General features: G+C 58.9%; 7 protein-coding genes. 5 read left to right on the top strand and 2 right to left on the bottom strand.

Going from position 1 to position 12,964, the window contains the following annotated elements:
- The first annotated feature begins 1,133 nt into the window (after positions 1-1,133).
- The 4 genes from IVB22_RS34715 (at position 1,134) to IVB22_RS34700 (ending at position 6,511) form a co-directional block, all read left to right on the top strand.
- Positions 1,134-2,237, top strand: a complete 1,104-nt coding sequence (locus IVB22_RS34715; protein ID WP_247521668.1) for an ABC transporter substrate-binding protein — start codon at positions 1,134-1,136, stop codon at positions 2,235-2,237.
- A gap of 109 nt (positions 2,238-2,346) precedes the next feature.
- A complete protein-coding gene (locus tag IVB22_RS34710; RefSeq protein ID WP_247521667.1) occupies positions 2,347-3,447 on the top strand; it encodes an ABC transporter ATP-binding protein in 1,101 nt (366 codons plus the stop codon).
- 21 nt (positions 3,448-3,468) lie between these two features.
- Positions 3,469-5,247, top strand: coding sequence for an ABC transporter permease subunit (locus tag IVB22_RS34705; protein WP_247521666.1), 1,779 nt, complete (start codon positions 3,469-3,471; stop codon positions 5,245-5,247).
- A gap of 94 nt (positions 5,248-5,341) precedes the next feature.
- On the top strand, positions 5,342-6,511 hold the full coding sequence (locus IVB22_RS34700; RefSeq protein ID WP_247521665.1) for a Xaa-Pro peptidase family protein: 1,170 nt from the start codon (positions 5,342-5,344) through the stop codon (positions 6,509-6,511).
- A gap of 1,290 nt (positions 6,512-7,801) precedes the next feature.
- Here IVB22_RS34700 and IVB22_RS34695 read toward each other — a convergent pair.
- Positions 7,802-7,990 (bottom strand): transposase, encoded by a 189-nt coding sequence (locus IVB22_RS34695; protein WP_247521664.1) that lies wholly within the window; start codon positions 7,988-7,990, stop codon positions 7,802-7,804.
- Between the two features lie 656 nt (positions 7,991-8,646).
- Positions 8,647-9,747, bottom strand: a complete 1,101-nt coding sequence (locus tag IVB22_RS34690) for a DUF2817 domain-containing protein (protein WP_247521663.1) — start codon at positions 9,745-9,747, stop codon at positions 8,647-8,649.
- Between the two features lie 1,223 nt (positions 9,748-10,970).
- Here IVB22_RS34690 and IVB22_RS34685 point away from each other — a divergent pair.
- Positions 10,971-12,964, top strand: a 1,994-nt coding sequence (locus IVB22_RS34685; protein WP_247521662.1) for a hypothetical protein, incomplete at its 3' end; no start/stop codon positions are given.

Below are 12,964 nucleotides of genomic sequence, written 5' to 3'. Positions count from 1 at the left end.
CGATTCACCGCCAAGGCCATTTCACTGGACCGCAACTATGCTCGAGCCGCCGTACTCGTGCTCGTACCGATCCATCCTTCGGAACGTCCGTTTCCATCAAGCAGGTCTGCCAAAGCTTCTGAGTGGTACTCTGACAACGAATTACCGACAGCGTTGGCGATTGCCACTCGGCAAGCTCAGCATCGCAGGATGTAGACGAGCTTGGTGGCCCGGCTGATAATCCGCCAGGCAGGCGACGCATGTAAGAGACAATGGGAATGACTCCAGGATAGCGCCAGGGCTCCCACTGTTACGCGTTCGTAAAGTCCGAATGGGGGCCGCAATCCTGGCGCGGGAACGGTCTCAGTCCACTTCACGCTCGAGGTGATTGTCAAAATATCGTGGATGGTTACGCCCTCGTAGGCGCTGCCTTGAGCTCGGGGATGTAGCCGGTAACTGGCGCATCCAGTTCTTCATGCACTGTCCTGAATTGCCGCGGCAGCCAAGATCGAAGTCTCCGACCTGTCTATGGACGCCGAGAACCGTCCATGGCCGTTCATGGCAGGCCCAATCGCCAAGCAATATTGACGTTGTTGTGCTGCGCAATTTTACCGTCCTGAAGACGGGGAACGCGACGGGTGTCGAGAGTGTTTTCAGCGTGGCGAACTCCATCGACGGTCCTGGGTAGGTCCGAATGCTGCGTAGGGACTACCTCGTCTGTTTCCTGCAAATGATCCATGCGCCTCAATGAGGCGCGCATCCCTATGAAGGGAGCTGACGTTGCATCGTTCACTACGGGCACCTCTACTGAGGAGGCAATGCGCGCAGTAGATGTCCTGAGGCAACGAGGACTGTTATCTCAGACCTCCACGCCGAATGACGGGTTGGGCTCATGCGCGGCGCTGGCCGCAGTTGCTCTAAAGCTCATGATCCCTCCCTTTGAACGCTCCGCTAGACGGCTCCGGGTACTCCAACGCCTACGCAACCAATGCGGTCCCACAAGCTCAGGATATCTTCTCTACTTACCAAAAAGACGCAGGATTCCTGCTTCTTCTCTGTGAATAAGGAAAGAAAAGGGCTGCCGATGTATGCGTACATACGTTCAATATATCTTATTGAGCCCCGGTGCTCAGATAACGAAGGAGGGACAACCAATGAGCTTTGTGATTAGCCGCAGACGCTTAGTGCAGGTAACTTCGTCGGCCATCGCGGCGGGCGCGCTGTCGAACGTCACGGGTTTGGCATCGGCGCAACCGGCAGGGGAATTGAGGGTCGCGACTAGTGGCGGAAACTGGGGCGATGCTATCGTGAACGCTTTCGTAAAGCCGTTCGAAGCGGAAACTGGAATCAAAGTGACACCCATTTTTCAGGATGTCGGAGCGGCGCAAATCGGTATGATGGTGAAAACCAATACCGTGTCGATTGACGTCAGCACAGTCGGCGCGGTGCTGGGGGAAACTCTGGCGACCGGCGATTTCCTTGAGAAAATAGACTATTCTTACTACGATAAGAATGACTTAGACGCAGTGCCTGACTATTGTCGGAAATCGTTCGGGTTTGCCAGTTATATATATTCTACAAACATGTTCGTTAACACCGGTAAGTTGCCGACCGCTAAGCAGCGGCCAACCACTTGGGCTGAGTTCTGGGACGTGCAGAAGTTTCCGGGGGTGCGCTCACTAATGTCCGGTGCTGGCATCCCAGGGCCGTTTGAGGAGGCACTCCTGGCGGACGGTGTTCCTATGAATACTCTATACCCAATGGACATCGATCGGGTCTTTGCAAGTCTGGATAGGATTAAGCCGCATATTCGAAAGTGGTGGGCAAGTGGAGCTGAAATATTGCAGATAATGCGCGATGGCGTTGCGGACCTCGGCCAATCCTACGACGGTCGAATAAATTCGTTGATCGATGCTGGCGTGCCGATCGACATCGGACGAAACCAGGTGAAGCTCACCTGGGATTACTGGATCATTCCAAAGGGTAGCCCGAATGCGCAAAACGCTCAAAAGTTTATCGCGTCGACCGCCCGTGCCGACCGTCAGGCCACGTTTGCCAAATTGTTTGCTCAATCTCCAAGCAATCGCAACGCCTACAAGAGCATTCCTGATAACATTGGTCGCAAACTTGCGACCAACCCTGATTATGCTGCTGGCAGCTACCCAGCTAACGCGAAGTGGTACACAGAGATCGGATCTGACGGTTTATCGAATCTAGATCAACTAAAACAGCGCTGGAAAAAGTGGATCGTTCTCTAACGATACCTGCGCTTCGTGCAAGGTCTTAGCTAAGTGGGGCGCGCTGATTTCAATATTCGGCGCACACCATTATTGGTATGCGCGCGCATCCGTCTTTGGAGCAACTCTGATGAACTTGCATCTTGGAAACGTCACCCAATTTTCCTCCAAGGAGACGGCATTGAATGAAAATCCCGTAGCTGCGCAGATTGAATTTCGTCATGTCACCAAGATGTACGCGCGAATTGCTGCAGTTAAAGGCGTGTCGCTCACAGTTGGACAAGGCGAGTTTGTAACCATACTAGGTCCTAGCGGTTCGGGTAAGACCACGGCTCTAATGCTGCTCGCAGGGTTCGTGGCGCCAAGCAACGGAGATATCCTAATTTCCGGGAAGTCGGTGGCCGCAGTGCCGTCTTACCGGCGCGACCAAGGTATCGTCTTCCAGAACTACGCGCTGTTTCCGCATCTGACGGTGCGCCGTAACCTTGAATTCCCGCTCGAAATGCGCGGCATGAAAGCCCCCGACCGGGTAAAGCGGGTCGACCGGATGCTCGAACGCGTGCGTCTCGCTGAGTTTGGCGATCGTATGCCGTCGCAATTGAGCGGCGGGCAGCAGCAACGCGTGGCGCTCGCCCGCGCACTGATCGCCGATCCGCCGATTCTACTGCTCGATGAGCCACTTGGCGCACTCGACCGAAATCTTCGCGAGCAGATGCAGGGCGAAATTAAGAGCCTGCACAGGGAATTCGGCAAGACCACCATTTGCGTCACGCACGATCAAGAGGAGGCGCTCACGCTTTCGGATCGCATCGTCGTCATGCGCGCTGGACAGATTGAGCAGACTGACACCCCCGAAGCCCTATACGACCGCCCTACGACGCGCTTCGTAGCGACCTTTCTCGGCGAAGCTAACATCCTCGAAATCCGCGATTTCAAGGTCGAAGCCGACGCTGCGCAGCCTTCCGGCACGGTTGCTGTGGTCCGGCCGGAACGTGTCTGCATTGCCGCTCCCGGGGCACCGAAGCGTGCCGACGCGGACCTGCGCCAGTCCGTCACGGGCAAGGTGGACGACATGATCTATGCCGGGCCCTTGCGCAAATACCAAGTGCGGGTCGGTAACAGCATGGTGATCGTGCGCGAGCATGTCGCCTCCGGACAGCAGACATTCAAACCGGGCGAGGAAGTATGCCTGGGTTGGCTGCGGTCCGATGTCCGCTTCGTCAAGTCTTGAGAAGCTACGAGGGAAGGCGCAGTGGAAGTGCTTCAGAAATTCGGACGAATGCCTGCCGGACTCACCATTCCCGCAATCGCAATCCTGCTCGTTGTGGTAGGAATACCGACCATTCAGCTCTTTCTGACCAGCCTCAATGCGCCGTCGTTTTCCCTAGTTAACTATCAGGCGTTTTTTGAGCAACGGGCCGATGTCGTCATTCTTTTCCGAACCGTCACGATGAGCGTCGTGGTCACGGCCATCTGCGTTATCATCGGCTACCCAACCGCCTATCTGATCGTGGCCGCCCCACAGCGTTTGCGCATCACGCTCGTGGTATTGGTGCTCATTCCTTGGTTAACCAGCGGTTTGGTACGCACCTATGCATGGACCGTGATTCTCGGTGATCATGGACTCATCAACAATCTGCTTATCTACCTTGGAGTGATTTCCAGTCCGCTGACGCTCGTCTACAACCGCCTAGGCGTCTATATCGGCATGGTGCACATCATGCTGCCGATGATGATCCTGCCGCTGCTCAGCGCAATGCAGGGCATCGACAAGTCATTGATGGCGGCTGCCCGCAGCATGGGCGCGCGGCCCTTCGCCGCCTTCTGGCGCGTGTTCTTCCCGCTCAGCCTGCCCGGCGTGCGAAGCGGCGCTTTGCTGGTCTTTGTAGGGTGCCTCGGCTTCTATATCACGCCACAGGCCCTCGGCGGCTTGAGCGATGCTATGCTTTCAGGCTTTATCGCCGATCAATTTCAAAGTACCTTTGACTTGGCGCCCATCGCCACCTCAGCCTATATCCTATTAGCCATTGCCATGGTCGTGCTCTCTGTATTCGGATTCAACCTGTCCGATGTGCAAGGCCGTCCCGCACAGATATCGCATAGGGCTCGTTTGAGTCAATTTTCCTCACTTGGCCAAGGCTCCCGCTATATCAACGAGATCGTCACACATTATCGCGCTAAGCGCTGGGCGAGCCATCTCTATCAAGTCGCTCATGGCGGTACTTGGTCGAAGCTCGTTGGTGTCGTCTTTATGTTGTCCGTATTGGTATATTTGCTATGCCCGGGCTTGATTGTCATCATTATGTCGTTCAGCGGTGCCGCGTTTCTAGAATTCCCGCCCTCGAGCCTTTCACTACGCTGGTACCAGTCGTTTCTTGGTGACCCATCATGGACCGGGGCTCTTTGGACCAGCGTCCAGCTTGGCATTGCGACTACTATTGCATCTACCATAGTTGGTACGCTGGCAGCATACGGACTTAGCCGCACATCTTCGAGGCTACGCAGCTTTCTGATCATGGTGATCCTGACGCCCATTACCATACCCGTTATCGTCGTCGGAGTTGCGGCCTATCTCGGTTTGGTCAACCTCGGGCTGCTCGGCTCCAAGACTGGCATTGTCTTGGCGCACAGCATCGGAGCCATCGCCTCTGTTGTTGTCATCGTCTCGGCCACTTTAGCTAACTTCGATAGAACATTGGAGCAGGCAGCTCAAAGCATGCGGGCTGGACCACTGAGAACATTTACGAGAGTGACGCTTCCGTTGATCCGACCAGGTATCATCGGCGGAGCTGTGTTCGCTTTCATGCACTCTTTCGATGAGGTCGTTGTAACTTCGCTGGTCAGTGCGTTTGCGGTCACGACTCTCCCGTTGAAGCTGCTGGAGAACATCAAGCAGCAGATCGACCCAACGATCGCTGCAGTGGGGTCATTGCTGACGCTCATGCCCTTGCTTTGGCTTGTTGCTCTTTATTTCGTCTGGCGACGGTCGAGGCTGAATGCTTCCCATATGCTGACGGAACCGGCGACTTGACGACGAACGCAATCGGTTGCGTTCCAAGCGCGTCCAAGTCCTGACTTATCCGAGCAGATACCACCTCTTACTTAAATTCGAAGGAAATGATGCCATGGCAATGCCAAAAGGACCACAGGCTTTCCCGCGGGATGAATATTTGCGACGTCTCTCCGCGGTTAAATTGGAAATGAAGCGGCGCGAGACTGACGTGTTGGTGGTGACCAGTCCGTCCAACATCACGTATCTTACCGGCTACACTGCTAAATCGGGATATGTTCCTCAGGGCTTGGTTGTCTCGCTGAAGGAGGACGAGCCCACTTTCCTGACGCGTCGCATGGATGCCCCTGCTGCACTCCATCAGATGTTCATGGATACCGGTCGAGTAATTGGGTATTCGGAAAATTTGGTAGGCCATCCCGAGATGGACGGTTTTGACGTCATCATTGACTTCTTACACGAGCACAACTGTGCCCGCGGCGGGTTAGGGCTTGAGGCGAAGTCGCTCGCGTCACAAACGGTTGAGAAGTTTAAGAGCAAAATGCCGGAAGCGAAGATGGTCGATTTTAGCAATGCCATAACTTGGATCCGGTTGGTCAAGTCTGATCTCGAAATTTCGGTTATGAAGGAGGCTGCCGCAATCACCGACGCAGGGATGTTGCGGGCAAAAGAGGTCATCCGTCCGGGCCTCAGAGAATCTGATGCCGCAGCTGAGATCATTGCGACCCTGGTGCGCGGTGCCAATGGCAAGGCAGGAACAGGTCTGTCAGGTTTCTATCTGTGCGCGTCTCCGCGCTCTGCCACGGCTCACATCCCCTGGAGCGAAGATGTGTTCCGCAACGGCTCTCAGATCAATTTGGAATTTGGCGGTCAACGCCATGGCTATGTCTCGGCTTTAATGCGGACATTTTCAATCGGAAAGTCCTCAGACCGCCTGCGACGCATTCACGAAGCCGAGGTAGCGGGTTTGGAAGCCGCCCTTGGCGCCGCAAAGCCCGGTGCTACCTGTGGCGATGTCGCTGCGGCGTTCAATTCCACCTTCAAAAAGCGGGGGTTTATAAAGGAATCGCGCTGTGGTTACCCGATCGGAATCGACTGGTTAGAGTCAACGGCTAGCCTCAAAGAAGGTGACCATACCGTATTACAACCGAACATGACCTTCCATCTTATGCTCGGGAACTGGGTGGATGAGGACTTTGGGTACGTGATTAGCGAAACATTCCGAGTTACCCACACTGGAGCTCAAGCGTTCTCCAATCTTCCCCGGCAGCTCTTTGAACTATAATCTCCAGCTCAGTGATACTGCGCAGTCTGTTGCACTCCAGTTCGTCCTCGATGCATGTTGTTAGGAAATGCGCTACTCGTTGAGTGAGAGACGGCATTTTGGCATAGTTGCTGTTTTAAGTTGCAAGCTTTCGCCGCTCAGATCGCGGCGACGGCGCGGCGATACGGTGTTTTCGCATTCGTTGCTGCTCGGTTGGGGGCGGGTATTTCGCCCCGAGCCGAAGGAAGCCGCCCGCAACAATTGGGCTTTGTGCCCGCGAGGGTGTCCCGAATTCCGAGGCGACGCAAGTTCTCTTGCCGTCATTGGCCGATGGCGTGGTGACAATCACCCGGCCCAGTGCGGGAGGCCGAGGCGCGGACATTGCTGATCGAGAAGCTCTCGCTCACGACCAAGAAGCTACAGCACGAGCAATTCGGACACTCCTTAAAGCGTAGAGCGCTATGGATCAGTTCGAGCTGCAGCTCGCCTGTCTGGAGGAGAACCCGCGGCCGAGACCACGGCGCAGAGCGCACGGCCGACCGGGCCGTCATTGGAGCGCCGCAAGCCGGCGCGCCGGCCGCTGCCGGAGCATTGGCGCGGAAGCGCAATGTCTATCCGGTCCTGGCGACCTACCCATGTTGCGGCGACAACCGATTGGGCAAGATCGGAGAAGACGTGACCGAGATGCAGGAGGTCGTTCCGCGCTAGCGGAAAGATCCAGCACGTGCCCGAGAAGTTTGTTTGCCGGTCCCGGCCAAGGGCAACACCCGGACCGGCGGGCCGTGAATCTCTGAGCGCGACGACCGTCGGTTTGCCGGGCCACACCCGCCGGCGGCCGTGTTCTTTTATTCGCCGGATCGTCGGTGAGCATCTAGAGCAGCATCGGAGGCTGTGCCGGATTGAATGCAGGCCGACGCTTACGCCGGGTTCAGCAAGCTCTACGAGGCTATTCGCAAAGGAGGAGAACCAGATTACCGAAGCCTCGTGCTGGGGCCGATGGCTGGCGCAAGTTCTTTGACGTCGCGCGGCTGACCAACACGCCGATCGCGGCCGAGGATGTCAGGCGCATCAATGTTCTGTTCACCATCGCGCGAGATCAACAGCCGCCCGCGTCGCAGCGTCGGCGAGTAACGATCCTCACTTTCACGAGCGGGGCTTAACGTATGATCACCTAATCGGAATTCGCGGCAGCTTCCCGCATGATGAATTTCTAAAGATCCAAATTAACAATCTGGATTCAGTTACAGCCTCAGTGAAATTTACAACATTCGCGTTCGGCAATTGCGGCGGCTTGCAGCCGGCCCGCGCGGATCACGCCATCATCTTGGGTGCGGCGTAAGCTTCGAGGGACGCCGAGGCGGACGAGTCGTCGCGGTCGTCGAGTTCCTTGTAACCGAGCGCAATCCCGAATACACCAAGCCCGACGAGCGTCGGCACAAGATGCTCGACAAGCGCGAGACACCGCCGATCGATGAAACAGTCGGCAAACCGGCTAACCAACGCCCGATCACCCGATCCGACGCGCCGAACAGCAACGCCCTGCCATCCGAAGTGATTGCTCCACCGTCAAATCCTGCCACCACGGCACGGGTTTCCACAGGGCCAAACTCAAACACCGGGTCGAACAGATTGTGCTACTCTCTGTCGGCATCGCGAGGTTCCATAAAAGGCTTGCGTCATGCGATTCGTGGCGGCCAAGGCGCTGCGGATTTGTCTTCACGGCCAGAACTCGCACGACGATCTTCGCGTCCGGGAGCTGCGGCTACAGCCCCAGCATGTCCTGCGCCGCGAAATTCCCGCAGCGCATCTCCAGTTCGCCGCGTGCCTTGTGCAGCCGAGCCGCTCAGCACATCAACCGTCACCCTCGTGAAATCGTGGTGCTGTGTTTAACCACAATCTCTCGCCGCAGCCGTCAGCGCATGCCCTGGATCTCGTACTCCCGTACCATGTAGGTTTCGGCGCCCCGGCGCGAGGATCAGCGGGCAGGGGCCGAGATGTGCGCCGCGGCCGATCTAGCCGCTCAGGTAGCGCATGTGCCTGTACACGGTCACCAGCAGCAAGTCGATCCGCGCGCGCTCCATGGCCTGCAGCATCCTGCGCTGCGGCGCCTCGTGTTCCGCCTTGGGAAAGGAACGCCGGTCATGGGGAAGTCGTCCTCATTGGAAGGCCTCCAGTGCCTGTCGATGGACTTGATGCGATCGGCAGAGAATCATTTCCTGCCAGTCTGGGTGCTGCGGATAGAAGTACGCCTTGGAGAGTTTGCGGATGCCGCGTCCCAGCTCCGTGTCGGCGTCCTGCGGCCGATAGCGGAACAGCCAGAGGTCCTTGCGCGTGAAGCCCGTCTTGGGGCCCTTCACGACGCCGAGTGTGCCGTACTCGAGGGCCACGTAGGTATGCCGGTCACCCAAGATGCGCTCCCAGTATTCGGCTTGCGTCCCGTACAGCTCGACAGCGGACGAGTTGCCGATCTCCGGCGACGTGACGGACAGGCCGAAGATCCGCTTCGCCCGTTCGTAACCGTCCAGTCCTGACTGTTGCTCGCATTGCAGCTCGCCGTAGCCGAAGCGCCCGAGCCCGGTGTGGTAGTCGACGATGACGACCTCCTCGCGTGAGGCGACGCCGTGGTCCGCCACGATCCGCTCTAGCGTGCGACGCGCTTCCGTGGGGCCGCTTCCACCGAAGTGGGCTCCCCCGGGTCGCGTGTACTGACCGGAAGTGAGAGCAATCTGGAACTGGCGTTCGCCGCGCTTCGTCTTGTAGGCGTCAAGCGCGGCTTCGGCACGCTGCAGGCCCTCTTCCGAGATGTCCTCGCACACGATGTAGTCGTGCAGTTCCTCATAGCCGGGGTTCGGAGGCACTGGCTTCGAGAAGTCAATGAAGTTGCGGTTGAGGTCGCACCCTTCCGCGGTCACGCGCCGGTCCCACGCGAAACCGTAGCAGTTGAGCGCGTGCACGAACAGCACTGCCGTGGACGGTGGAAGCTTCTCGTGGAAGCCGGCGCGCAGAAACAGCAGCTGCGACGCCGAGCCGCAATAGCCCTCCGGTCCGTGCGTGCCGGAGATCAGGATCAGGAGCTTGCGGGCGTCGCGTGGTCCGTACCATGCCGCATCTGTGTAGAGCGCTTCCCCGGAAGGGCCCGGGGTGCTGCACCGGTAGGCTTTCGCCCCCGCTGTCGCGGTCAGGAACTTCTGCCGGGCCGCCGTGTAGGAGTCAGAGAAGAGGACGGGTGCAAGCTCGTTCGCGCTATCTAGGTTCATTCCTTCGAAGTCTCCGTGGAGTAGCCGCCGCGGTTCGCGGCGAAAAGATGCTAAGCGGCTCGTCACGTCGAAATTCTCGGATAAGCCGCGCCCGTCCGGCGGAATCCTGCATTCGTGCGCGCCCAGATCACTGAAATCGGGCGCGCAAGCGATTATCATTCCTGCCCGCGCATGGAAATCGCAGCATCCGCGAAGCCTCGGCATCCTCTACCTCGAACACGGCGGCGCGCCGGTGTCCGCCTAAGCCCGGCTCATTGCCTCGGGCCGACTCGTCCGTGATCTGGGTAACCATCGAGGGCGGCTGGCCGACCGGTGAGCCGACCCGGGCGCTGGAGCCGGCGTACATCGCGGCTGCCCTGTCGCTCGTGGAGCGCGCATCGTGATCCGCGACAACGAAGGCGGCTGAGCTGTGGTGAAACAATATCATGCGGCCGCGCAAGCGCACGAGAGTCGAGTTGATCGAGTTGGACGTCGCCGGTGCGCGGCGTGGCTGCCTGCCGCGCACCTGGACATCGCGGCGCTGCTGCTCGAGTCACACCGCCTTTCCACTGGTCCCGCGCGATCCGCCGCACGATGAAGCTGCCCAAGTCTAACGTGAGCGACCTTTGCCGGATCATGATGGCGGCGGCCGCGCCGTGAGCACGTGACAAAGCGAACCGACCCCGGGCATCGCTTTTCGCTGGCGCGCATCCTCGATGTGGGAGGTCATACCTGGAGACGTGACCGGACTTCATCCTCAGGTTGCCACGGCCGCCGGGCCCATTCCGGCTTGGGAAAGTAGCCCGTGCCTTGGCGGAACAGGCGCGGCACGCCGGCGCGCTCGATCCGGCTAGCTCGATCAGGGCCGGGCTCGTTGTTGTCACCGACGTCACCGAGGTCCCAAAGAAATTCTTTTACGTTGCGTCGAACTGAGATGCTTCGTGTCCACTGTAGGCGTGGTCTACAGCGTTACCTCAGCTGACGGAAGTACACGAGCTATCGTCTCCGCCAGAAGTGATGCGTACACCCGAGTTCTTCTTTGCATTCAAGAGCCCCCGCACACGCCACAATGACAGTACGATCCATTTACTTGCCCTCGACGCTCAATCAGAATTCCGATCGCCAGTGACCTCTCGTCTATTTTGTCCATACGTCATGCGACTTCATCCAGTCGAAAAAGTTCACCGCTTTACTGTCGAATCAATAGGACTCGGCGACGACTTCCCAGAACTGGAGTCCATCGAATGAAAACACCCTCATCGCCGCACTTCACGCCCGTGGATCTGAAGCCGTATTTCAATGCCAGGCGCCGGGAGCTGGACGAGCGGCTCGGCAAGCGCGCGGGCGACACCGGCTGGATCGACTCATTGCGGGGACCGCAGTCGCATCGCGGCATCCCGTTTCTATTCGGCGACGATGCCGGGCCGGATGTGCTGGCCTTGCGGACTGGGGAGGATCCTACCGAAATCTCACTGTTACCCACATTGGCCAGCTACGTGCTCTTTGTGCATGTGGTCACGGACCATCAACCCGTGAGGCCTGAAGGGTTTGGCGAGATCGGGCCAGCCGCGCACTCTGCGGACGGCAATCCGCTCGGCAATCGGGTGTCGACGTATGCGCTCCGATATGCCGACGGCAGCGTCGCGGACGTGCCCGTGCTGCGGCGGTTCGCAATCCAGCAGAAACACATCGTATGGAGTGCGAGTGCATTCGGGGCCGTGCCGCTGCGTGGGCCCATCGTGCATGCGAGCACCGGAGAAAACTTCGCGCTCGGGCGAGCGGCGGGCACTAGCTTCATCAACGGCGAGGCTCGCACTGAATCGGGACGCATGGATCGTGAAGGCGAGAACTTGTGGCTCTATGCGCTGCCGAATCCGCATCCAGAGAAGGAGCTCGTGGGCCTCAGCCTGCGCCCGGAGCAAGAGGCTTCGCTCGTCTATGCGGTGAGCACGACACAGCTGTCGGAGCATCCGCTGCGCTTGCAGGGCCGTCGCAAGCTGAGGATGCGGCTGCCGCCCGGGGTGCATCTGAACAAGCTCGGCGAACTGGATGTCGACCATCGCGGCGAGCAAATCGGCATGGACCTGGGCTCGGTCATCTCCGCCCGCGCCGTACTTGAGTACTCCAGAACGGATTGGCTCGGTGACAAGCCTGACGTGCAGCCTGTGCGCTCCAATGACGAGATCATCGTCGAGTACTCCGCGCACCCCGATGCAAGGCTCTACCTGCGCTCCGACGACGGCCGCTTGCATGTTCGAGACCTTCAATCGCTGGACGCCGTCGGGAACGCAGCAGGCACATCGCTGGACGCGGTGCCCATCGAGCAGGCGAGGCAACCCGTCAAGATCCGCATCGTTGAGAAGGTCAGCGGTGTGCGTGTCGCCGCACGCCTGCATCTCCACGGAGCGCACGGGGAGTATCTGCCGCCCAAGGGACACCATCGCAAGGTGAACACCGGCAGGTTCGAGAACTTCGCCGGCGAGCTGGCGAACGGCCTGAATCAGTACGCCTATGTGGATGGCAGCTACGACGCGGACCTGCCGATTGGGCCCGTGTACGTCGAGATCAGCAGGGGCTTCGAGGTGCGGCCTGTGCGTCGCATCGTCGAAGTCACCACGGACACGGAAAGCCTTACCTTCGAGCTGGACAGAGTGCTGCGCTGGCGCGAACAGGGCTGGGTCAGCTCCGATACGCACGTCCATTTCCTGAGCCCGCAGACAGCCCTGCTGGAGGGCAAGGCGGAGGGTGTCAACGTCGTCAACCTGCTCGCGGCGCAGTGGGGCGAGTTGTTTACCAACGTCGCCGATTTCGACGGACGCACGACGATCGGGGCGAAGGACTTCGGCGGCGACGGAGAGTTCCTCGTCCGCGTCGGCACGGAGAACCGGATGCAGGTTCTAGGGCACATCTCGCTTCTTGGCTACGAAGGCGAGATCATCAATCCGCTCTCTTGCACCGGATCCAACGAAGCGGCGATCGGCGATCCGCTGGAAGCGATCATGGCTGACTGGGCGGAGCGTTGCCGGCAGCAAGGGGGACTGGTCGTGATGCCGCACTCGCCCAACCCGCAGGCTGAGCGGGCGGCCGATATCGTGCTCGGCTTGATCGACGCGATGGAGATGATGTCGTTCAACCCGCTACTGCGCAGATCAGCGCCTTCGGTCTGGCCGACTGGTACCGGTACCTCAACATTGGCTACCACCTTCCGCTGGTGGCAGGTTCCGACAAGATGGACGCG

It is taken from the genome of Bradyrhizobium sp. 190 (assembly GCF_023073415.1).
Taxonomy (GTDB): Bacteria; Pseudomonadota; Alphaproteobacteria; order Rhizobiales; family Xanthobacteraceae; genus Bradyrhizobium.
The sequence above is the reverse complement of the archived record's forward strand: the minus strand, read 5'-3'. Positions and strand labels throughout refer to the sequence as shown.

Bases quoted from the DNA above. Each gene is read 5' to 3' on its own strand.
- IVB22_RS34715 (WP_247521668.1), top strand. From the start codon at position 1,134: ATGAGCTTTGTGATTAGCCGCAGACGCTTAGTGCAGGTAACTTCGTCG.
- IVB22_RS34710 (WP_247521667.1), top strand. From the start codon at position 2,347: ATGAACTTGCATCTTGGAAACGTCACCCAATTTTCCTCCAAGGAGACG.
- IVB22_RS34700 (WP_247521665.1), top strand. From the start codon at position 5,342: ATGGCAATGCCAAAAGGACCACAGGCTTTCCCGCGGGATGAATATTTG.
- IVB22_RS34690 (WP_247521663.1), bottom strand. From the start codon at position 9,747: ATGAACCTAGATAGCGCGAACGAGCTTGCACCCGTCCTCTTCTCTGAC.